Source organism: Methylosinus sp. PW1 (assembly GCF_000745215.1).
Classification (GTDB): Bacteria; Pseudomonadota; Alphaproteobacteria; order Rhizobiales; family Beijerinckiaceae; genus Methylosinus.
Genome location: NZ_JQNK01000009.1, coordinates 1,584,488 through 1,606,102, shown reverse-complemented (window position 1 = coordinate 1,606,102; position 21,615 = coordinate 1,584,488). Strand labels below are relative to the sequence as shown.

At 64.5% G+C, this 21,615-nt stretch carries 19 protein-coding genes and 1 riboswitch; of the genes, 10 read left to right on the top strand and 9 right to left on the bottom strand.

Annotation, left to right across the window (positions count from 1 at the left end):
- Positions 1-24: 24 nt before the first annotated feature.
- From K369_RS17375 to prfB, 3 genes are all read left to right on the top strand, one after another.
- Positions 25-2,148, top strand: a complete 2,124-nt coding sequence (locus K369_RS17375) for a S9 family peptidase (RefSeq protein ID WP_036292784.1) — start codon at positions 25-27, stop codon at positions 2,146-2,148.
- Positions 2,149-2,466: 318 nt separating this feature from the next.
- A complete protein-coding gene (locus K369_RS17370; protein WP_036292782.1) occupies positions 2,467-3,402 on the top strand; it encodes an outer membrane beta-barrel protein in 936 nt (311 codons plus the stop codon).
- A 102-nt stretch (positions 3,403-3,504) separates the two neighbouring features.
- Positions 3,505-4,636, top strand: a protein-coding gene (gene prfB, locus K369_RS17365; protein ID WP_156967955.1) for a peptide chain release factor 2 whose coding sequence is annotated in 2 segments (ribosomal slippage) — positions 3,505-3,573 and positions 3,575-4,636 — 1,131 coding nt in all. Because the reading frame shifts where the segments join, the coding sequence is not laid out codon by codon here.
- Positions 4,637-4,741: 105 nt separating this feature from the next.
- Here the strand turns inward: prfB and glnA are convergent.
- The 4 genes from glnA to sseA all read right to left on the bottom strand — a co-directional run bounded on the left by glnA (position 4,742) and on the right by sseA (position 9,082).
- Complete coding sequence (gene glnA, locus K369_RS17360) at positions 4,742-6,151, bottom strand: type I glutamate--ammonia ligase (RefSeq protein WP_036292778.1); 1,410 nt, start codon at positions 6,149-6,151, stop codon at positions 4,742-4,744.
- 98 nt (positions 6,152-6,249) lie between these two features.
- Positions 6,250-6,588 (bottom strand): P-II family nitrogen regulator, encoded by a 339-nt coding sequence (locus tag K369_RS17355; RefSeq protein WP_018267758.1) that lies wholly within the window; start codon positions 6,586-6,588, stop codon positions 6,250-6,252.
- A gap of 285 nt (positions 6,589-6,873) precedes the next feature.
- Entirely contained in the window at positions 6,874-7,893 is a 1,020-nt protein-coding gene (locus tag K369_RS17350) for a glutamine synthetase beta-grasp domain-containing protein (RefSeq protein WP_036292776.1), read from the bottom strand.
- A gap of 319 nt (positions 7,894-8,212) precedes the next feature.
- Positions 8,213-9,082: a 3-mercaptopyruvate sulfurtransferase gene (gene sseA, locus K369_RS17345; RefSeq protein ID WP_036292774.1), complete on the bottom strand. Its 870-nt coding sequence runs from the start codon at positions 9,080-9,082 to the stop codon at positions 8,213-8,215.
- 117 nt (positions 9,083-9,199) lie between these two features.
- Between sseA and K369_RS17340 the strand changes: the two genes are divergently transcribed.
- Together K369_RS17340 and K369_RS17335 are read left to right on the top strand one after the other, a co-directional pair.
- Positions 9,200-9,616: a hypothetical protein gene (locus K369_RS17340; RefSeq protein WP_036295615.1), complete on the top strand. Its 417-nt coding sequence runs from the start codon at positions 9,200-9,202 to the stop codon at positions 9,614-9,616.
- 97 nt (positions 9,617-9,713) lie between these two features.
- Positions 9,714-10,631, top strand: a complete 918-nt coding sequence (locus K369_RS17335) for a DUF3108 domain-containing protein (RefSeq protein ID WP_036292772.1) — start codon at positions 9,714-9,716, stop codon at positions 10,629-10,631.
- Between the two features lie 13 nt (positions 10,632-10,644).
- On the opposite strand, the gene K369_RS17330 is transcribed toward K369_RS17335, so the two are convergent.
- On the bottom strand, positions 10,645-11,046 hold the full coding sequence (locus K369_RS17330) for a DUF1190 domain-containing protein (protein WP_084570710.1): 402 nt from the start codon (positions 11,044-11,046) through the stop codon (positions 10,645-10,647).
- Between the two features lie 716 nt (positions 11,047-11,762).
- Between K369_RS17330 and K369_RS17325 the strand changes: the two genes are divergently transcribed.
- On the top strand, positions 11,763-12,623 hold the full coding sequence (locus tag K369_RS17325; protein WP_245278225.1) for a response regulator transcription factor: 861 nt from the start codon (positions 11,763-11,765) through the stop codon (positions 12,621-12,623).
- Positions 12,624-12,638: 15 nt separating this feature from the next.
- Here the strand turns inward: K369_RS17325 and K369_RS17320 are convergent, their stop codons facing one another.
- Both K369_RS17320 and K369_RS17315 read right to left on the bottom strand, forming a co-directional pair.
- Positions 12,639-13,442: a YdcF family protein gene (locus K369_RS17320; RefSeq protein ID WP_036295609.1), complete on the bottom strand. Its 804-nt coding sequence runs from the start codon at positions 13,440-13,442 to the stop codon at positions 12,639-12,641.
- Between the two features lie 100 nt (positions 13,443-13,542).
- Entirely contained in the window at positions 13,543-15,219 is a 1,677-nt protein-coding gene (locus K369_RS17315; RefSeq protein WP_036295606.1) for an electron transfer flavoprotein-ubiquinone oxidoreductase, read from the bottom strand.
- A 578-nt stretch (positions 15,220-15,797) separates the two neighbouring features.
- Here K369_RS17315 and K369_RS24865 point away from each other — a divergent pair.
- Complete coding sequence (locus tag K369_RS24865) at positions 15,798-17,426, top strand: TIR domain-containing protein (RefSeq protein ID WP_051949358.1); 1,629 nt, start codon at positions 15,798-15,800, stop codon at positions 17,424-17,426.
- A 624-nt stretch (positions 17,427-18,050) separates the two neighbouring features.
- Here K369_RS24865 and cobS read toward each other — a convergent pair.
- Positions 18,051-19,049, bottom strand: coding sequence for a cobaltochelatase subunit CobS (gene cobS / locus K369_RS17305; protein WP_018267775.1), 999 nt, complete (start codon positions 19,047-19,049; stop codon positions 18,051-18,053).
- 66 nt (positions 19,050-19,115) lie between these two features.
- Positions 19,116-19,724, bottom strand: coding sequence for a J domain-containing protein (locus K369_RS17300; protein WP_018267776.1), 609 nt, complete (start codon positions 19,722-19,724; stop codon positions 19,116-19,118).
- Positions 19,725-19,829: 105 nt separating this feature from the next.
- Between K369_RS17300 and K369_RS17295 the strand changes: the two genes are divergently transcribed.
- From K369_RS17295 to thiS, 3 genes are all read left to right on the top strand, one after another.
- On the top strand, positions 19,830-20,117 hold the full coding sequence (locus K369_RS17295; RefSeq protein ID WP_024881269.1) for a BolA family transcriptional regulator: 288 nt from the start codon (positions 19,830-19,832) through the stop codon (positions 20,115-20,117).
- 132 nt (positions 20,118-20,249) lie between these two features.
- A riboswitch (TPP riboswitch) is annotated at positions 20,250-20,393 on the top strand.
- A 27-nt stretch (positions 20,394-20,420) separates the two neighbouring features.
- A complete protein-coding gene (locus K369_RS17290) occupies positions 20,421-21,482 on the top strand; it encodes an FAD-dependent oxidoreductase (protein ID WP_036292770.1) in 1,062 nt (353 codons plus the stop codon).
- Positions 21,451-21,600 (top strand): sulfur carrier protein ThiS, encoded by a 150-nt coding sequence (gene thiS / locus K369_RS17285; RefSeq protein ID WP_018267780.1) that lies wholly within the window; start codon positions 21,451-21,453, stop codon positions 21,598-21,600. The genes K369_RS17290 and thiS overlap by 32 nt, the downstream gene beginning before the upstream one ends.
- Positions 21,601-21,615: the final 15 nt, after the last annotated feature.

Here is a 21,615-nt window from a genome sequence, read left to right as displayed (position 1 = left end):
CGCCCCCGAGCGAGGAATCAGCCAATGGCGGCATCCGCCGACACATCAAAAGCCTTCGCCCTTGCCGGCGCCGTCCCGCCGACCGCCGAGAAGCGGGAGAGCCGGCGCGTGACCCATGGCCGCGTTCTCGACGACCCTTACGCCTGGCTGGCGGCCGAGAATTGGCGCGACGTGCTGAGCGACCCCGCCACGCTGCCGGAGGACATAGCCGCGCTGGTGCGGGCCGAGAACGCCTATTGCGGGCAAGTCCTCGCCCCGCTTTCGAAGCTGCGCGAGACGCTGCAGGCGGAGCTGCGCGGCCGCATAAAGGAGGACGACAGCGAGCCGCCGTGGCCGGACGGCGCCTTCGCCTATTTCGAGCGCTATCGCGAGGGCGGCGAGCATGCGCTCTATTGCCGCACGAAGCGCGACGGCGGCGCGGAGACGATCCTCTTCGACGGCGACGAGGAGGCGGGCGAGGAACATTTCTTCGACATAGGCGAGATCGATCATTCGCCCGATCATGCGCAGCTCGCCTGGAGCGTGGACGACAAGGGCTCGGAATATTATGCGATCCGTACGCGCGCTTTCGCCGACGGAAAGGATCGCGCCGATGTCGTTCCGCATACGGACGGCTCCATGGTGTGGAGCGCCGATTCCAAGAGCTTCTATTACGTTCGCGTCGATGACAATCACCGCACGGCGCAGGTCTTCCGCCACGATATCGGCGCCGATCCCGCGAGCGACGCGCTGATCGTCGAGGAGCGCGATCCCGCGTGGTTCGTCTCGCTCGATCGCAGCCGTTGCGGGCGCTTCGCCATCGTCGCCATTCGCGGCCATGACGCCAGCGAATGCCATCTCGTCGATCTGCGCGACAAAAATGCAAAGCCGCGCCTCGTCGCGAAGCGCGAGCCCAAATTGCGCTATGACGTCGAGCCGCATGGCGATGATCTCTATATTCGCTCCAACGCCGACGGCGCCGAGGATTTCGCGATTTTTCGCGCGCCTCTGATCACCACGACGCGCGCCGATTGGCGCCCTGTGGTTCCGCATGTGGCGGGACGGCTCATCGTCATCGGCACGGTCTATGCGCGTCATCTCGTCTGGGTGGAGCGCGCCAATGGCCTGCCGCGCATTCTCATTCGCGCGATCGAGAGCGGCGAGGAGCACGCCATCGCCTTCGACGAGGAGGCTTACGCGCTCTATCTTCTGCCCGGCCTCGAATTCGACACGGACACGCTGCGCTTCACCTATTCCTCCATGACGACGCCGGAGGAGACCTATGATTACGACATGCGCACGCGCGCCCGCACGCTGCTGAAGCGCGAGGAAATCCCTTCCGGTCACGACCCCAAAAATTATGTGACGCGCCGCTTCTTCGCCAAAGCGGCGGATGGCGCGGAGGTTCCGGTCACTCTGCTGCATCGCGCCGATTTTTCGCCCGGCGCCGGCGCGCCGACCCTTCTATATGGCTATGGCGCCTATGGGCATCCGCTGTCGGCGAGCTTCGATCCTCATGCGCTGTCGCTGGTCGATCGCGGCTTCGTCTATGCGCTCGCCCATACGCGCGGCGGCGCGGACAAGGGCTGGAGCTGGTACGAGAAGGGCAAGCTCGAGCATAAGCCCAACACATTCTCGGATTTCATCTCTGTGGCGCGCCATCTCGTCGCGACGGGCTATGCGAGCCGAGGCGGAATCGTCGCGCAAGGCGCCAGCGCCGGCGGCATGCTGATGGGCGCGATCGCCAATCAGGCGCCGGAGCTGTTCTCGGGAATCATCGCCGGCGTTCCTTTCGTCGATGTGCTGACCACCATGCTGCGCGACGACCTGCCGCTGACGCCGCCCGAATGGGAGGAATGGGGCAATCCGATCGCCGACGTCACGGCCTATGATCGGCTCGCCTCCTACTCGCCCTATGACAATGTGGGCGCGAAGACCTATCCCGCGATTCTCGCTCTCGCCGGCCTCACCGATCCGCGCGTGACCTATTGGGAGCCGCTGAAATGGGTGGCGCGCCTGCGCGAGCGCATGGCCGGCGGCGGTCCCGTTCTGCTGCGCACCAATATGGAGGCCGGCCACGCCGGCGCCTCGGGCCGTTTCGAGCGGCTGGAGGAAGTGGCGCTGGAATGGGCCTTCGCGCTCGCCTGCGCGGGGAAGGCGGGTGTGTGACATGAGCGCGAAGAGCGCGGCTTGCGGCTTCCGGCTGATCGGTTCGCGCGGTATTTGCCGCCCTCCTTCTCCCCGCATTGCGGGGAGAAGGTGCGGATGAGGGGCCGGGGGCGTTTTCCGTCTGTGGCTCACGCCCCGAGCCCCTCACCCCGACCCTCTCCCCGCCAGCGGGGAGAGGGGGAACGCGCCGAACCATTCAGCCGGAAGCCGTATCATTCCCGGCGCGCTCCGTGATCGCCGCAAATTGTTCGAGTCTCGTCGGGTCAGCACAGTTCCCCGATAAGCGCGAATCGAATCGCGCGATCATGGGGGCTGTCGATGAAGAGGCTCGCGGCGACTTTCGCCTGCATTCTGTCCGGCGTTGTCGCGGCGTACGCGGAAGAGGCGGCTCTCGCGAAAATCGTCGCGCCCGCTGTCGTCGTTCCGCTTCCGCCGCCGCTGTGGGGCGGCGTCTATGTGGGGCTCAACGCGGGCTGGGGTTTCGGCGGCTCCAATGACGTTCCGACATTCGGAACCTCGATCTATGATTGGGCCGCGGGCGCGCTCGGCATGCCTTTCGGCTTTTCCTCGCCCTATGTCACCGGCCTCGCGCGCCTCGAGCAGAGCGGCTTTGTCGGCGGCGCGCAGCTCGGCTACAATCATCTGTGGTCGCCCAATATACTGCTCGGCGTCGAGACCGACATAGACGGCGCCATCATCCGCGGCTCCGGCTCCTCCCAGGGCTTCGCCGGCGCGGTGGACGCGGATGACCTGTTGCATCTGCAGACCGGCGTGGCGAGCACGCGCGCCGGGCTCTCCTGGCTCGGCTCCTTGCGCGGCAGGCTGGGCTATGTCGTCGCGCCCAGCCTGCTGGTCTATGGGACGGGCGGCCTCGCCTATGGCGGCGGCTTCGCCAATGTCTTCACCTATGGCGCCCATTGGCATCCGCTGGACCCGATCGGCCATCCCGACAATCCGGTGACGCCCAATTGGGGCAATTACAGCGACACGCGCACGGGCTGGATCGCGGGCGGCGGCTTCGAATTTATGTTCGCGCCGCGCTGGAGCCTGAAGGTCGAAGGGCTCTATTACGATCTCGGCTCCGCGACTCTCTCGACCTCGCCGAGCGCCGTCATCAACCCGGAGGCGCCGGGCTCGATCGCCATTCTCAACATTGCGACGACGCGCGTGAAATATGACGGCGCCATAGCGCGATTCGGCGTCGATTATCATTTCGGCTGGGTCGATCCGCCGCCGGTGGTGGCGAAATACTAGAGCTTCGGAGCACGCGCCGCCGGGGGCTTCATCTTTCGCGCGTCTTGCTCTAATAGCTCCGGCCTCGGGCCGCCGGCCCTGAGCCCAAAAGGGAAGAGACACATGCGCGCCGAGCCGCTTGCGCTGAAAGAACAGATCGAGCAGTCCATGGGACTGCTGAGGAGGCATCTTTGACGTCGAGACTTCAACGCGCCGTCTCGCCGAGCTGAACGCCAAAGTCGAAGATCCCGATCTCTGGAACGACGCCGAAGCCGCGCAGAAGATCATGCGCGAGCGCACCCAGCTCGAGGATCAGCTCGGCTCCATCGCGCGGCTCGACCGCGACCTTGAGGACGCCATCACCCTCGTCGAGCTCGGCGAGGCCGAGAATGACGCCGACACTGAGAAAGAAGGCATAGCGCAGCTCGTGGCGCTGCTGAAGGAATCGCGCGAGCGCCAGATCGAGGCGCTGTTCTCGGGCGAGGCCGACGGCAACGACACTTTCATCGAGGTGCATTCGGGCGCCGGCGGCACCGAGAGCTGCGACTGGGCGCGCATGCTGTTCCGCATGTACGCGCGCTGGGCGGAGCGCAAGAAGTTCAAGGTCGAGGTGATCGAGGAGACCGCCGGCGACGAGGCCGGCATCAAATCGGCCACTCTGCTGGTCAAGGGCATGAACGCCCATGGCTGGGCCAAGACCGAATCGGGCGTGCATCGTCTCGTGCGCATCTCGCCTTTCGACTCCAATGCGCGGCGGCACACGAGCTTCGCCTCGGTCTGGGTCTATCCGGTCATCGACGACAAGATCGACATTCAGGTCAACGAATCCGACTGTCGCATCGACACCTATCGATCGTCCGGCGCGGGCGGCCAGCACGTCAACACGACGGACTCGGCCATTCGCATCACCCATATTCCGTCCGGCATCGTCGTCGCCTGTCAGGCGGAGCGCTCGCAGCACAAGAACCGCGCCACCGCCTGGAACATGCTGCGCGCTCGCCTCTATGAGATGGAGCTGGAAAGGCGCGAGGCGGAGGCCAATGCGGTCGAAGCGTCGAAGTCCGAAATCGGCTGGGGCCATCAGATTCGCAGCTATGTGCTGCAGCCCTATCAGCTGGTGAAGGATTTGCGCACCGGCCACACCTCCGGCACGCCGAGCGAAGTGCTGGACGGCGAGCTCGACGATTTCATGCAGGCCTCGCTCGCCCAGCGCGTGCTCGGCGGCGGGCCGGAGAAGGTCGAGGACGTCGACTGATCTTTCGGCGCGAGGCGAGGGGTTTCGTCCTCGCCCAATCGCTCGGACAAGCAAAAAGGGCGGCCTTGCGGCCGCCCTTTCGCATATCCACGATCGTCGGAACGATCAATAGGAGTAATAGAGGTCGAACTCGACCGGATGCGGGGTCAGGTCGACGCGGATGACGTCCTGCGTCTTCAGCTCGATGTACGAGTTGATGAAGTCGTCGTTGAACACTTCACCGGCTTTCAGGAACTCGCGGTCCGCGTCGAGGCTGGCCAGCGCTTCCCGCAGCGAGGCCGACACGGTCGGGATCGCCTTCAGCTCCGCCGGGGGCAGATCGTAGAGGTCCTTGTCGGCGGCCGCGCCCGGATCGATCTTGTTCTTGATGCCGTCGAGGCCGGCGAGGAGGAGCGCGGCGAAGGCGAGATAGGGATTGGCCGTCGGATCGGGGAAACGCACCTCGAGGCGCTTGCCCTTCGGGCTCGCGGAATAGGGGATGCGCACCGAAGCCGAGCGATTGCGCGCCGAATAGGCGAGCAGCACCGGCGCCTCGAAGCCCGGGACCAGACGCTTATAGGAGTTGGTCGTCGGATTGGTGAAGGCGTTGAGCGCCTTGGCGTGCTTGATGATGCCGCCGATATACCACAATGCTTCCTGCGACAGGCCGTTATACTTGTCGCCGGCGAAGACGGGCTTGCCGTCCTTCCAGATCGACTGGTGGACGTGCATGCCCGAGCCATTGTCGCCAAAGACCGGCTTGGGCAGGAAGGTCGCCGTCTTGCCGTAGGAGTGCGCGACCTGATGGATCGCATATTTGTAGATTTGCAGATGATCGGCGATCGTCGTCAGCGTGCCGAACTTCAATCCGAGCTCGTGCTGGGCCGAGGCGACCTCGTGATGGTGCTTCTCGACCTTGGCGCCGAGAGCGGCGATGGCGGCGAGCGCCTCGCTGCGCAGATCCTGGAGCGAGTCGATCGGCGGCACCGGGAAATAGCCGCCCTTGGTGCGCACGCGATGGCCGAGGTTGCCGCCCTCATAGGCCGTGTCGGTGTTGGTCGGCAGCTCGGTCGAATCGAGAGTGAAGCCGGTGTTGTAGGGGTCGGTCGACCAGCGCACGTCGTCGAAGATGAAGAATTCGGCTTCCGGGCCGAAATAGGCGGTGTCGCCGATGCCGGTGGACTTCAGATAGGCCTCGGCCTTTTTGGCGATCGAGCGCGGGTCGCGGGCGTAGGGCTGACCGGTCAGCGGCTCGACGATGTCGCCGGTGATGATGAGCGTCGAAGCCGCGAAGAAGGGGTCGATCACCGCAGTGGCGAGATCGGGAATGAGCGTCATGTCCGACTCGTTGATCGCCTTCCAGCCGGCGATGGAGGAGCCGTCGAACTGAATGCCCTCGTTCAGCGCTTCCTCATCGACGATCGACACGTCGAAGGTGACGTGCTGCCACTTGCCGCGCGGATCCGTGAAGCGGAAATCCACATATTTTACGTCATTGTCGGCGATCTGCTTGAGAACGTCCTTGGCCGTGGTCATGTCGTGGAGCCTCTGTTCGAAGTGGACGATCGAGTCCAGCGCGGGAGACGAGAATGAAGCCGCAGAGCGGAGGGGCTTTTAAGTGAGAGCCGCGCGGATCAGATCGCGTCCGCGCCGGTCTCTCCCGTGCGGATGCGGACGGCGCCTTCGACATTCGAAACGAAGATTTTTCCGTCGCCGATGCGTCCGGTTTGCGCGGCTTTGCGGATGGCCTCGACGGCGCGGTCCACCGCATCGTCGGCGAGCACGATCTCGATTTTCACCTTGGGAAGAAAATCGACCACATATTCCGCGCCGCGGTAGAGCTCCGTATGCCCCTTCTGGCGACCAAAACCTTTCGCCTCGGTGACAGTAATGCCTTGCAGGCCGGCGCCTTGCAGCGCCTCTTTTACTTCATCGAGCTTGAAGGGTTTGATGATCGCCTCGATTTTCTTCATTCACCTTTCCCCGCATCGCTCATGCCCCTCGCGCCGAAACTCAAGTCCGATCCGGCCGAGGAACCGACGGGGCTCATAGCATTTGCTGTCAAAATGTTCCACGAATAAAATTCATGCGGCCAACCGCAGACCACGCCCAAATTATGGGCGGAGCCTGCGATCGGCGCATTCGCGTCATCGCTCTCTCAGCGGAAGTCTCGGACGAAGCTCATGCTTCGTGGCGATGTCTTCCGCCGTCCCGTAGCGTCGGCTTTGTCGAATTTTACAAAGCCGAGCGCTGCGTCCTCAGCGCGTGGGGACGGTGGAGATGGTCTTGAGGATTTGCGAGGCGATCTGGTAGGGGTCGCCTTGCGAGTTCGGGCGGCGATCTTCCAGATAGCCCTTATATTCGTTCTTGATGAAGCTGTGCGGCACGCGGATCGACGCGCCGCGATCCGCCACGCCCCAGCTGAAGGTGTGGATCGACGCCGTCTCGTGCAGGCCGGTCAGACGCATGTGATTGTCCGGGCCATAGACGGCGATGTGATCGTCCTTGGCTTTCTCGAACGCGCTCATCAGCTGCTCGAAATAGGCTTTGCCGCCCACCTCGCGCAGATAGGTCGTCGAGAAATTGGCGTGCATGCCCGAGCCGTTCCAATCGGTGGCGCCGAGCGGCTTGCAGTGGAACTCGATGTCGATGCCGTATTTCTCGGCGAGACGCAGCAGAATGTAGCGCGCCACCCACATCTCGTCGGCCGCCTTGCGGGAGCCCTTGCCGAAGATCTGGAATTCCCACTGGCCCTTGGCCACCTCGGCGTTGATGCCTTCGTGGTTGATGCCGGCGGCGAGGCAGATGTCGAGATGCTCCTCGACGATCTGGCGCGCGATGTCGCCGACATTCTTGAAGCCGACGCCGGTGTAATAGGGACCCTGCGGAGCCGGGAAGCCCGCCTCGGGGAAGCCGAGCGGGCGGCCGTTCTTGTAGAAGAAATACTCCTGCTCGAAGCCGAACCAGGCGCCCGGATCGTCGAGGATGGTGGCGCGGGCGTTGGACGCATGCGGCGTCACGCCGTCGGGCATCATCACCTCGCACATCACCAGCGCGCCATTGGTGCGGGTGATGTCGGGGAAAACGGAGACCGGCTTCAGAACGCAGTCCGAGCTTCTTCCTTCCGCCTGCTTGGTCGAGCTGCCGTCGAAGCCCCACAGCGGGAGCTGCTCCAATGTCGGGAAGCTGTCGAATTCTTTGATCTGGGTTTTGCCCCGGAGATTCGGCACGGGCGTGTAGCCGTCGAGCCAGAGATATTCGAGCTTGTACTTGGGCATTTTTATTCGCCTCCTTACCCTTGATCGACGCTCGACGCGGCGCCGTTCGACTGCGCCGGCGGCAGAGCCGAAACCGTCGACGGCCCGGCCTGCTCAGCACGGCTCATGCCAAAGCCGGGCGGAGCTAGATCGTAGGCGCCTTTAGGAGGAGGAAGACGCGGCCGTGCGCGCTTTTTTCGATATTATATTGTTTTTGTGACAAATCGCATCTGCAGGCATGGTCCCGCATGATCTGGCGAGACAGGGCGCGGCGCCTCGCTATGCCCGAGGCGCCGCTATCTAAAGCATTTTGCCGCCTTGTTTTTTGGCAGACGCCGCTTCAGCCGGCGGCGCCGACGACCGGCAGCTCCGCGCGCGCGCCCCATTCGGACCAGGAGCCGTCATAGACGGTGGCGGGTCGGCGTCCCGCCGCGGCCAGCGCCAGGCTCAAGATCGAGGCGGTGAGGCCGGAGCCGCAGCTCGCGATCACCGGCCGCTCGAGGTCGATCTTCGCCGCCGTGAAAATCTCCTCGAGAGCGGCGGGGCTTTTCAGCCGCCCCTCGGCGATGAGATTGCCGAAGGGCAGGTTGAGCGCGCCGGGCATATGGCCGGAGCGCAGGCCAGGGCGCGGCTCGGGAAGGCTCCCTGCGAAACGCTCCGCCGAGCGCACGTCGACGACCTGCGCCGAGCCGTCCGCCAGCGCGCGCGACACATCGGCGGCGTCGGCGACCAGCGCATGGTCCATGCGTGCGGTGAAATGCCGCTGCGGGCGATGGCTCTCGCCCTGCTCCAGCGGACGGCCTTCCGCCGTCCAAGCCGGCAGGCCGCCGTCGAGGATGGAGACGTCGGTGAGGCCGAAGACGCGCAAGGTCCACCAAAGGCGCGGCGCCGAGAACAGGCCGAGGCTATCATAGACTACGGCGCGCATGCCGTCGCCGAGGCCGAGCTTGCGCGCCGCCGAGGAGAAGGCGACCGGATCCGGCAGCATATGCGGCAGATCGGTCGAATGGTCGGCGATGGCGTCTATGTCGAAGAAGACGGCGCCGGGAATATGGGCGTCGACAAATTCGGCGCGCGGGTCGCGGCCGGCGGCGGGCATGTGCCAGGAAGCGTCGAAGATGATGACGTCCGGCGCGTGGAGATGGTCGGCGAGCCATTGCGTGGAGACGAGCAGCGTCTCGGGATCGATGTTCGGAGCGGCCGTCGTCATGCGATTCTCCCGTCGATCCGCGGCTGCGCCCGCGATAGCGTCGGCGCGGCGATCGTTGTAGCAATGTATCAGAATCGATTCGCTTCCAAAATCGCCGAAAAGGCCGAAATCGATACCATGCTCGAGATTCCAGGCAAGGCCTGCGGTCCCTGCGCCTTCTGCTGCAAGGTGCTGGAGATCGAGGAGTTCCCCAAGAAGGCCGGCGTCTGGTGCCCGCACTGCACGCAGACCAATGGCTGCGCCGTCTACGCCACGCGACCGGACGTGTGCCGCGACTATCATTGCCTCTGGAAGGAGGAGCGCTCGCTCGGCGCGCAGCTGCGGCCGGACAAGGTCGGCACGCTGCTGATGGATGATCCGGACAGCGACGAATATCATGCGGTCTGCGATCCCGAAAAGCCGTTTTCCTGGCGCAATCCTCTCGTATTCAAGCATCTCGTGAGCGAGGCGAAGTCCGGTCGCATCGTGGTCGCCAAAGCGGGTCTGCGCGCATGGCGCATATTCGCCGACGGCAGCTGGCAGGAATGGGCTTGAGACGAGCCTTTGGTCCTCCGGCGCGGCCCGAGCATCGACAAGCGCCCGCGCCTGGCCCATCGTGGCCAGGATGATTCGATCGATCGCAGGTCTTCGAATGGCGTTTCTCTCATCCGTTCAGGGCGGAGCCGGGCGCGGCAGGGCCGTAGCGCTCGTCCTGTCCCGGCTCGCCTTTCCGGGGCTCGTGACGCTCGCCGCGCTCGCCGTCGCCACGCCCTGCGGGGCGGAGACGCTCAAGGCGAATTTCGCGCTGAGCCTGCTCGGCCTCTCGATCGGCCACGCCTCGGCCAGTGGAGTCATCGAGGGCCGCAGCTACCGCATCGACATTTCGATGCGCACCACCGGCCTCGCCTCTCTCGTCAACGACACGCGCGGCGCCGCCACCGCCTCCGGCGCGCTGTCGAGCGAGGGGCTGACGCCGACGAGCTACGCCAACACCACCTCCAACACCTATGAGACGCGCACCGTCCGCATGTCGCTCGCCGGCAATTCCGTGCGCGCCGTGCATGTCGATCCGACGCCTTGGGACCTGCCTGTCCGCATTCCGGTGACGGAGGGCAACAAATCCCACATCACCGATCCGGTGAGCGCCCTCATCATGAGCGTCCCGGCCAGCGAGCCGCTGGTCGGCCCCTCCGCCTGCAATCGCACCATTCCGGTCTTCGACGGCGTCACCCGCTTCGATGTGACGCTCTCCTTCGTCGAGATGCGCAATGTGGAGACGCACGGCTATTCCGGCCCGGTGTCGGTCTGCGCGGCGCGCTATCGTCCGATCGCCGGCCATCGGCCGGACAGCGCCTCGACGCGCTTCATGGCGGAGAATAGCGACATCACCGTTTGGCTCGCGCCTCTGCAGACGGCGCATGCGGTGGTGCCCTATCGCATGGCGCTGCGCACCAATGTCGGCATGCTGACCGTCGAGCCGGCGGAGTTCCATCTCGGCGGCCGTCGCCAGGCTGCGGATAGATCGTCCGCAGATAGATCGGCTCCGGAGCGATCGGCGGCCGATCAATAAAGGCGTGGCCCGCTCAGTCGATGCGGATCTCGCGCGTCTTCTTGCGGTTCAGCCGGTCGGATTCATATTCGAGATAGCGCACTTCTCGCGGCTCGGCCGATCCCGGCGCGAGGCAGAAGGAGGGCGCGGGCGTGAAGCGCCCATCCGCTCCCGCGAAACATTCCGAAAAGCGCACCTCGCAATCGAAGGACGCGTCCGTGCGCGGCGCGACCTTCGCCACCAGCGCGCGGGCTTTCTCCACCGCGCTGGCGCAGAGCTCGGCACCCAACCCGTAGGCGCGGCATTGCTGGACGGTGGACATATAGCGGCCGTCGCCCGTGCAGGCGGGCATGCGGCGATAGCCGAAGAACCAGACGGCGCTGGCGAGCGTCGCAATGCCGGCGACGGCGATGAAGGCGAAGGAGGGGCGAGCCATGGCGTCGGTTTTCTTTTTTCTTCGTCGAGCCGCAGCTTCATTAACTGCGCCGAGCGGGTCTCCGCAAGCCCCATCCGTCGGCGTGGGGGCGGCGCCGCATCTTGACAAGCCTCTAAGGCTACAATAATTGCGACCGTCATGCTGCGAGCGTGGATCGCGGCTTCGTTCGGCGGTTCGAGGAGAACAGCGCCGGGCGCGAATAACGTCGGCGCGTCGCGAGTTGCAGCCAGCATTCGCGACGTTCTCGGAATTCGAGCCGGCGACGATATCCACCAAAACGTATCGCACGTAGAGGCGAGACTTCGCCGACCATGGGTGATATCGTGGCTTTGCTGGCAGCCTGAACGAAGTCGGGCGTTAAAGGAGGAGGAAGCGTTATGGGAGCAATTCTCGAGCTTACGAGCTATGCGGCGACCCCGGTGGGCATGATCGCGGTCATCGCGCTCGGCGCCGCCGCTTATTTCGCTGCGCGCTGGGTCCTGAGCGACTGACGCTTCAGACCGGCTACGGATATGATGCGGCGCATCGGCGGGTCCGATGCGCCGCTTCTTTTTGCGCATTTCTTCCAAATTCGGCGGCTTTGACGCAGCGTGAAACGCGCGCCGAGGCTTTCCAATGGAAGCCGCAGGTTATATAGTCCGGCCTACCCACTCGGGGGGCTTCGCCGTCCGAGCCCGTCCCGGCTGCGTCGGCAGCGTTTCACTTGGAGTGGTCACTTGCAGTGGTCCATGGCCTCGACGTCTTCGACAAGGCTCGGAGATGAGCGACCGCGCGCCATCGGGCGTCCCGTCCCGATCCGCGCCGCCGCCATGCAGGCCGCCGCCGAGGGCGCGCCCTCCGCTCTGCGCCATAAGGCCGAGCGCTCCAGCGACGACCGCGACGAGAATGGCGCGACCTTTCCGATCGACGTCGCCATCGCCGACAAGAGCCCGCTGATCCTGGCCGGGCTGGAGGCGCTGCTCGCCGACGACCGCCGCTTCAATCTCGTGCTGAAGGTCACGGACGGCGAGGAATTTCTCGACGCCGCCAAGCTGCAGCGCTTTCAGATCGCCATCATCGGCTGGCAATTGCCGACGCTGCACGCGCGCGAGGTGCTGCGCGCGCTGTCGCGCCAGCCCTCCGCGCCCAAGATCGTCGTCTATAGCGGCACCAACGACCCGGCCGCGCCGGCGGAGACGCTGCAATTGGGGGGCGCCGGCTTCGTCAGCAAGCGCGCTCCGCCGGAGCGTCTGCTCGATGTGCTCGCCTCAGTGGCGGCCGGCGATATGGTGTTTCCCTTCGTCGACATCCGCAAGATGCGCGCCGATCCGCTGGAGAATCTCACTCTGCGCGAGCGCAGCCTGCTGTCGGCGCTCGGCTCCGGCCACACCAACAACCAACTCGCCAAGGATTTCGGCGTCTCGATCAACACGATCAAATTCCACTTGCGGAATTTGTTCGAGAAGCTCGAGGTGCGCAATCGCGCCCAGGCCATCGCGCTATTCCTCGAGATGAAGCACGGCTCCTGGACGGCGGCGACGCCGGGCGGCCGCGCCGAGTCGGCGGGCGCCCGCGGCAAGAAGCCGCCGCGCGACTGAGGCGCCGCGCGCCGCTCAGCGGCCGGGCTCTGGCTCCGGAAACAGCGCGTCGGTCTTGCCGGTCAGCCGATAGGCGAGGAGGCCGACCCATTCATGCGCCGCTATGTCGACGAGCTTCAGCTCGTCGGCCGCGCGCATCCGCACGCTGAACGGCGGGCGCAGGCCGGTGTGATAATTGACCGGATAGGCGACGACCGGAAAGCCGACGCGGCGGAAAATCCCCATGGAGCGCGGCATATGGCTCGCCGAGGTGACGAGCAGCCAGCGCTCGCCGGGCGCGGGCCGCGCCAGCGCCAGCGCATTGACGGCGTTTTCCCATGTATTGCGCGAGCTGTCCTCGAGGATGACGCGCCCGGGCTCGACGCCGAGCTGCGGAAGCAGCCGCCCGACGATCTCGGCCTCGGAGCCGGCGGCGCCGAACAGCCTGCCCGAGCCGCCGGCGAAGAGCAGCCTGGCTGCCGGATAGCGGCGCGCCAGCTCGACCATGGCGACCACGCGCTCGCCCGCCTCGGTCAACGCCGCGCCGCCGCGCAGGCGGCTCAGATTCTCGTCGATCGCACCGCCGAGCACGACGATTCCATCCGGCGCGGGCGCGTCGTCGGCGACCTGCGGAAAGCGGTTCTCCAGCGGATAGAGCAACAGCTCGCCGAGCGTGGTGAAGGACAGCAGCAGCAGCGCCGTCACGCCGAGCGCCGCCAGAACGCGCCCCTTTGCGGCGAAGCGGGTGAAAGAGAGCGCCGCGCCGACGGCGGCGAGGGAAAGGGCGACATGCAGAGGCGTGACGAAGAATTCGCCGATCTTGGAAAGAATGAAAAACATCGTCGCTCGAATTGTCTGGAGGAAGCGGCGCGCGTCTCGCTGCGCGCGGATCACGCGCGCAGCGATAAGCGATGCGGATCACATTGGTGAGGCGCCGCGCTCACATATTCGGATAATTCGGCCCGCCGCCGCCTTCCGGCGGAACCCAATTTATGTTCTGCGCCGGGTCCTTGATGTCGCAAGTCTTGCAGTGCACGCAATTCTGCGCGTTGATGACGAAGCGCGGATCGCTCTTCGTCGCCTCCTCCGCATAGACCACCTCATAGACGCCCGCCGGGCAATAGAGCCGCGCCGGCTCGCCATAGAGCGGCAGATTCTTCTCGATCGGGACCGACGGATCGCGCAGCGTCAGATGGCAGGGCTGATCTTCCTCATGGTTCGTGTTGGAGACGAACACGGAGGACAGCTTGTCGAAGACCGCCTTGCTGGTGAGCTTCGGATAGACGATCGGCGTCACCTGCGAGAGCGGCTTCAGGCAGGCGTAATCCGGCTTGCCATGCTTCAGCGTGCCGAACAGCGAGACGCCGAACAGCTCATTCGTCCACATGTCGAAGCCGCCGAGCGCAATGCCGAGCTTGGTTCCGAATTTGGAGAGCAGCGGCTTCACATTGCGGACCGGCTTCAAATCCTTGCCGATGTCGCTGGTGCGCCAGGCGGCGTCATAGGCCGTCACCTCGTCATGCGCGCGGCCTTCCGCCAGCGCCGCCGCCACATGATCGGCGGCGAGAACGCCGGACAGCACCGCGTTATGCGAGCCCTTTATGCGCGGGACATTCATGAAGCCGGCCGAGCAGCCGATCAGCGCGCCGCCGGGGAAGGTCAATTTCGGCACGCTCTGCCAGCCGCCCGAGGTCAGCGCGCGCGCGCCATAGGCGAGGCGCTGCCCGCCTTCCAGAACCGGCGCGATGGCGGGATGCGCCTTGAAGCGCTGGAACTCGTCGAAGGGCGAGAGCGTCGGATTGGAATAGTTGAGATAGACGACGAAGCCGACCGAAACGAGGTCCTCGTCGAAATGATAGAGGAAGGAGCCGCCGCCCGTGTCGTCGGCGAGCGGCCAGCCGACCGAATGCTGCATATGGCCGGGGCGGTGCTTCTCCTTGGGGATGCGCCACAGCTCCTTGAGGCCGATGCTGAATTTCTGCGGCTCGCTCTTGGCGTCGAGCGCGTATTTCTTCAGCAGCTCCTTGGCCAGCGAGCCGCGCGCGCCTTCCGCGATCAGCGTATATTTGCCGCGCAGCTCCATGCCGCGCGTAAAGCTGTCCTTGGGCGCGCCGTCGCGGCCGACGCCCATATCGCCCGTGGCGACGCCCAGCACCTCGCCCTTCTCGCCATAGAGCAGCTCCGCGCCGGCGAAGCCCGGATAGATTTCGACGCCGAGCCCCTCCGCCTCCTGGGCCAGAAAGCGCACGACGCTGGCGAGCGAGCCGATGAACTTGCCCTCATTGCTCATCAGCTTGGGATTGACGACATGCGGTATGGTGACGGCGCTGGTCGAGGTCAGCCAGAACATGTCGTCGCTGGTCACTTTGGTCTTCAGCGGCGCGTCGTCGCGGCCGCGCCAGTCCGGCAGCAGTCGGTCGAGGCCGATGGGGTCGATGACCGCGCCGGAGAGAATATGCGCGCCGGGCTCCGAGCCCTTCTCGATGACGACGACCGAGAGATCGGGCGAAATCTGCTTGAGGCGGATCGCGGCGGAGAGGCCGGCCGGGCCGGCTCCGACGATCACGACGTCGTAATCCATAGCTTCGCGCGGGGGCAATTCTTCTGTCTCAGCCATCGTCTTTCCCATTTCCGGGCGCGATCCCTTTCGGGCGCAGTTCGAGACGCGAGGGGAAGGCCCTCGCGTCGGCGAATTTGGAATGAGAGCGATTTCACGTTTTTTCGAAAGAGGAAACCCCCGCGCCACGGATTCGGGGCAAGTTTTTCGCCCCGCGCCCGGCGACAGCGCATCGAATGCGTCTATCCTCATCGCCCCCCGCCGTCATGGCCGGGCTCGTCCCGGCCATCCACGCCAGGACGTTGAAGCGTCATGGACGTTTGGCGTGACCTCGAAGCTCCGGCGGCGCCCGCCGTGGGAGGAATCCGTCGATAGCGCGCCAGGAGCAGACGTCTGTCCGTCCGAGAAGCGGAAATTGAGCCTTAGACTCAGGTATTTGGCACTGCACCGCATATCCGTGGCCGAAATTCAGGGCAGCATGTCTCTAGCGCGCTCGCAGGAAAACGCGTCGCATGGGCAGGCGGAACTCCCGCCAAGCGCTGTTTGAATTGCGTCGAAAAGGCTCCTTGAGGGAAATGTGACGATCGCTCATTCTCGCATATGTTGTGGCGATCGAATTTCGAAATCGAGTCGCCTTCATGCAGAACAGAGATCCACTCGCCTTCTTGAGTTATGTCCGAGATGACGACGCGCATGACCTTGGCCGCATATCAGATCTGAGAATGCGCCTCGCAGGCGAAGTCCGCATGCAGACCGGCCGTCCCTTTCCGATCTTTCAGGACCGCAATGACATAAATTGGGGTGAGCAGTGGAGGGAACGAATCAAGGGGGCGATCGACAGCATCACCTTCCTGATCCCAATCATGACGCCGAGCTATTTTCGTAGCCATATGTGCCGTGAAGAGTTCGAGGCGTTTCTACTTCGTGAGCGCGCGCTTGGCCTTCCTCGCCTGATTTTGCCAATCTACTACGTCTCAGCCGACGAAATGGACGAGGCGGCCAAGCATCCGGACGATATGGCAACGGTTCTACGAGAGCGAAACTGGTCGGACTGGCGTGAACTGAGATTTCCTCCGCTCGACCATCCGAACATACGCGAACAGATTGCGACACTCGCAAAAACCATCAAGCAGACGATGGTCGAGTTGCGCGCCGAGATTGACGCTGCAACTCAAAGCAAGCTGCAACTGGTCCAAGCCGTGCCGTCACCACCACCTCCCCCTCCGACTGAGGCCGCAGCTCCGCAGTCCGCCATTGTCGAGAATCCGCTTGCGATCCCCGTGGCGCGGGTCGAAAAAGCCTCAGCAAGCGCTCTCAAGCGCGCGCAGAAACAGCCTTACTACGTGTACACGACGAAATTTGACGAGGTGATCAGCCCCCGCCAGCTGATGTCATCTGACGAAAGTCTCCGTCTGCACAAAACTCTCCTTAAAACTATTCGTGCACAGTCCCTGGAATTTGCCGACGCGATCGAAAGCGGAGCCGCCGAGATAGCTGACGTCGCAAACAAGCAGGAAGTTTCGATTTCTATCCTGATTGACAATTCAGGAAGCTTGCGCGGAAAAATGATTGAAGACGTTGCCGCATGGACGTCGATCGCATCCTCGATCATGTCGAGTGCTGGTGTCAGCAACGAGATCTTGGGATTCACCACTAAGGCTTGGAAGGGTGGTCAGTCGAGGGAAATGTGGATATCTGACGGCAGGCCCGCCCTTCCTGGCCGCTTGAATGATCTCCGCCACATTGTATACAAGAGCTTCGACGAGACGTTTCAGGAAGCAGACATCAACTTCTCGGCTATGATTAGGGAGGGCCTTATAAAAGAAAACATCGACGGCGAAGCCCTCTTATGGGCCTATTCCCGTTTGCAGCGCCGTCATGCCGAACGTAAAATCCTCGTTGCTTTGAGCGATGGCGCTCCCGTCGACGATTCAACCGTGTCGGTGAACCCCGCGGCTTTCCTGAATGCCCACCTCCAATCAAGCGCTGCGTGGATAAGGTCGCTGGGCGAAGTTGAGCTTTATGGTGTGGGTATCGGACACAACGTCGACGCCTATTACGGGGCTAGCAGCCCTACACTCGATGATCGACAGATAGGCCCAGACCTCCTGACCCTCCTATCTCTTATTTTGCGCCGTGATATTCCGGCAGTCCGGGCATTCCAGAGAGCAGTTGCGCACCCCGACGAGATACCTACATTGCAGCTATCTCGTCCCGTGAAACGTCGTCGCCGGAAGAAGGCGTCACCCGACGATACCATTTCCTGAATAGCTGTCGTCATCTGTTCGCGCCGCCCCTTGACGCATCCTGAAAATATTCCTATATCCCTCTCGCTCCCGCCGACGCAAGGGCGCGTTCCTCGGGTCATGGACCGCGGGCGGGGGCCGGCTCCATCCGGGACGGCGACCCCCGTCCCTGGACAGGCGGCGCGTCGCCGGGCCGGCGTTTCTCTCCCGTCCATAGGGAGGGCGAGAGCCGTTCCGTGATCCCAGGCATTCGGAAGCGATCGGGTCTTGCCCGTGAAAACCCAGAATTCGCGGGTCCGAAAGCGCCTCGGGACGTCGACGAGAAGGCGAAGCGGCGTTTCGGGACGCTCCGAAACCACGAATATCTCTTCGCGCTGCGGCCGAAAGGTGTCGGAGCGTCCCGAGCCGCCCCTCCTCCCCCGCCGCCGCGAGGCGGCCGGGCGCTTCGGCGTGGGAGGATGATAGTCCTATCCTAAAGCCGTCGCGCATGAGAGGGAACGAGCGCGCTCGGGAGGGGATGCTCCCGAGTCTCGGCAGTTTCACCCATCCCGTCCGGCCGTAGGGCGTTCCATAAAGAACGCCCGTCGCAAGCGCCGGCCGCCCCTCCCCCCTAAAGGGGAGGGTGGATAGGTTGCGCTCGAGGGCTCAGGACATCACCACATTCACCGCGCTCTCGGGCAATTCCTTGCCGAAGCAGCGCTGGTAGAACTCGGCGACGAGCGGACGCTCGAGCTCGTCGCATTTGTTCAGGAAGGTGAGCCGGAAGGCGAAGCCGACATCGCCGAATATCTCGGAATTCTCCGCCCAGGTGATGACCGTGCGCGGGCTCATCACCGTGGAGAGATCGCCGGACATGAAGGCGTTGCGCGAGAGGTCGGCGACGCGCACCATCTTATTGATGGCGTCGCGGCCTTCCTTGGTGGCGTTGAAGCTCTTCACCTTGGCGAGCACGATATTGGTCTCGGCGTCATGCGGCAGATAATTGAGCGTCGAGACGATGGACCAGCGGTCCATCTGGCCCTGATTGATCTGCTGCGTGCCGTGATAGAGGCCCGATGTGTCGCCGAGGCCGACCGTGTTGGCGGTGGCAAAGAGGCGGAAGGCGGGATGCGGACGGATGACGCGGTTCTGATCGAGCAGCGTCAGCCGGCCGGAGACTTCCAGCACGCGCTGAATGACGAACATCACATCCGGGCGGCCGGCGTCATATTCGTCGAAGCACAGCGCGATATTGTGCTGGAGCGCCCAGGGCAGAATGCCGTCGCGGAACTCCGTCACCTGCTTGCCGTCCTTCAGCACGATCGCGTCCTTGCCGACGAGATCGATGCGCGAGACATGGCTGTCCAGATTGACGCGCACGCAAGGCCAGTTGAGCCGCGCGGCCACCTGCTCGATATGCGTCGATTTGCCGGTGCCGTGATAGCCCGTGACCATCACGCGGCGGTTGCGGGCGAAACCGGCGAGAATGGCGAGCGTCGTCTCGCGGTCGAAGAGATAGTCGGGATCCTTGTCCGGGACATGCTCGGTCCGCTCGGAATAGGCGGGAACCTCGAGATCGGAGTCGATGCCGAATAGCTGGCGCACGGAGACTTTGAGGTCCGGCAGGGGCGCGGACCCGGCCGCTTTGTCGCTTGGGGTTGACATTGATCCTCCGTTTCGCCGACGCGCGCTCGCGACATTCGCGCCGGCAAGGCCTGGTCAAACGCTTGTTCAAACGAGCTTGGCGGCCCGCAACGTCTTATATGCGTGAATGATCTCCCGCAGTCTTTCCTCGCAGGAGCGATCTCCGCCATTGGCGTCGGGATGGTGACGTTTGACGAGCTCCTTATAGCGCGTCTTTATCGCCTCCGCACCGGCGGTCTCATCCAATCCGAGCGCATTCAGCGCCTTGATCGTCACCGCCGAATAGCGCGGGCTCGCCTCCGCCTGCGGCCGGGCGCGATGCGCCCGCTGCCGGTAGAGGCCCATCGGATCGGCGAAATTCTCGGGCCGCAGCGGGTCCTCGCGGAAGGAGGCCTGTCCGCGCTTCACGCCCATGGACCAGGTGGGGCGATGGCCGGTGGTGGCGTCGTCCTTCAGGTAACGGGCGACATCCTCGTCGCTCATTCCGTTGAAGTAATTGTATGAATTATTATATTCCCGCACGTGCTCCAGGCAGAAGCAGAAATATTGCCCCTCGCGCAGCCGTCCCATGGGCGCGCGATGGGCGCCCTCCGCCTCGCAGCCGGGGGCGTCGCAGCGAAAACGAGTCTCGCGGCGCTCCTGCCTCTGCTCGGGCTTCACGCGGATACGATCGAAGAGGGGCGAATTCAAATCCATGGCGCTGCATTATGGTAGACTGGCCGCAGGCTGCAAGCGGAACCCGACGCCAATTTCAATCGGCGGGAATTTTGCTTGGACCGAGGCGACGAGGAGGATTCCACTATGGCCGAGCAAGGCAATATCGGCGCCGTCCAGGCCCGCATCCGTTCGAAGCTGACCGAAGGGCTCGCGCCCGTCACCTTGAAGGTGATCGACGAGTCCGACAAGCACGCCGGGCATGGCGGCCACCACCAGGACGGCGAGAGCCATTTTCGAGTCGAGGTGGTGAGCGAGGCGTTCGCGGGCAAGAGGCTCGTCGAGCGGCATCGCATCGTCAACACGCTGCTCGCCGAGGAGCTGGCGACGCGCGTTCACGCTCTGACGATCACGGCGCGCGCTCCGCAGGAGTAGTGGCGGCAGGCGCTCGGCTTCCTCGTCCTTCGAGACGGCGGCTGCGCCGCCTCCTGAGGATGAGGAAACCACCCCATCGCTCGGCCTCCATGGCGGCCCCGCTTGACGCGCGGCCCCACCTGCGCGAATCTCGGTCTCGCCCAGGGGAGCCTCGCCGCCTGCGCGCTGCGGCGCGCGGCAAGAGGCTGAGAGGCCGGATGGCTGGTGACAGCGGCTCGGCGACCCTTCGAACCTGATCCAGTTCGCGCTGGCGTAGGGAGGTCGCATGTTCCTGATATTCCTCGGCCCTATCGGGCCGTATCGATGCTGATCGGCGTGATCGGCGCCGGCGTCGCCGGCCTGACCGCGGCTTTCGAGATCGCTCGCGCCGGCGCGCCCTTCGGCGCCGAGGTCGAGCTGGTGGAGAGAGCGGCGGGGCCGGGCCGCGGCTGCTCGCATTTCGCCGGGGGCATGATCGCGCCCTGGTGCGAATTGGAGAGCGCCGAGCCCATCGTCGCGACGCTCGGCGAGGAGGCGCTCGCCTTCTGGACCAAGGACATTCCCGTCGCGAAAATCGCCGGCAGCCTCGTCGTCGCGCCGCCGCGCGACCGCGCCGAGCTGACCGAATTCTCCCGCCGCACCCGCTGTTTCGAGCGGCTGGACGCCGATGGCCTCGCGGCGCTGGAGCCGGCGCTCGCCGGGCGATTCTCGGCCGGGCTCCATTTTCCGCAGGAGGCGCATCTCGAGCCGCGCGCGGCGATGGCGGCGCTGTTCGAATGTTTGCAGACAATGGACAATGTTCGCATCCGGCTCTGCGCCGATTCTGTCCCGCGGGCGGATTGGATCGTCGATTGCCGCGGCTTCGCCGCGCGCGGCGAGCTGGCGGAGCTGCGCGGCGTCAAGGGCGAGATGCTCGTGCTGCGCAGCGAGGAGATCGAATTGTCCCGCCCCGTCCGCATGCTGCATCCGCGCCACCCGGTCTATGTGGTGCCGCGCGGGCAGGGCGTGTTCATGGTCGGCGCGACGATGATCGAGAATGAGGAGCGCTCCCGCGTCACCGCGCGTTCCATCGTCGAGCTGGTCAATTCGGCCTTCGCCATTCATCCCGCTTTCGCCGAGGCGGAGATCGTCGAGACAGGCTCGGATGTGCGCCCCGCCTTCCCGGACAATCTGCCGCGCATTTCGCGCCAGGGCCGGACGCTCTCTATCAACGGGCTCTATCGGCATGGATTTTTGCTGGCGCCGGCGCTGGCGCGCCGCGTCGCGCGCTTCCTCTTCACGGGCGAGATCTTCCCGGAGGTCATGAATGCGAATCAGGGTGAATGGGCAGACGCTCGAGGTCGAGGCGCCCACATTGGAGCGCCTCATCGAGGAATTGGGCTTTAGCGAGCAGACCATCGCCACGGCGGTGAATCAGGAATTCGTGCGCAGCAAGGATCGCGGCGAGACGCTGCTGGTCGAGGACGATACGATCGAGATCGTCACGCCGCGGCAGGGAGGGTGAGGGGCTCGTCGAACT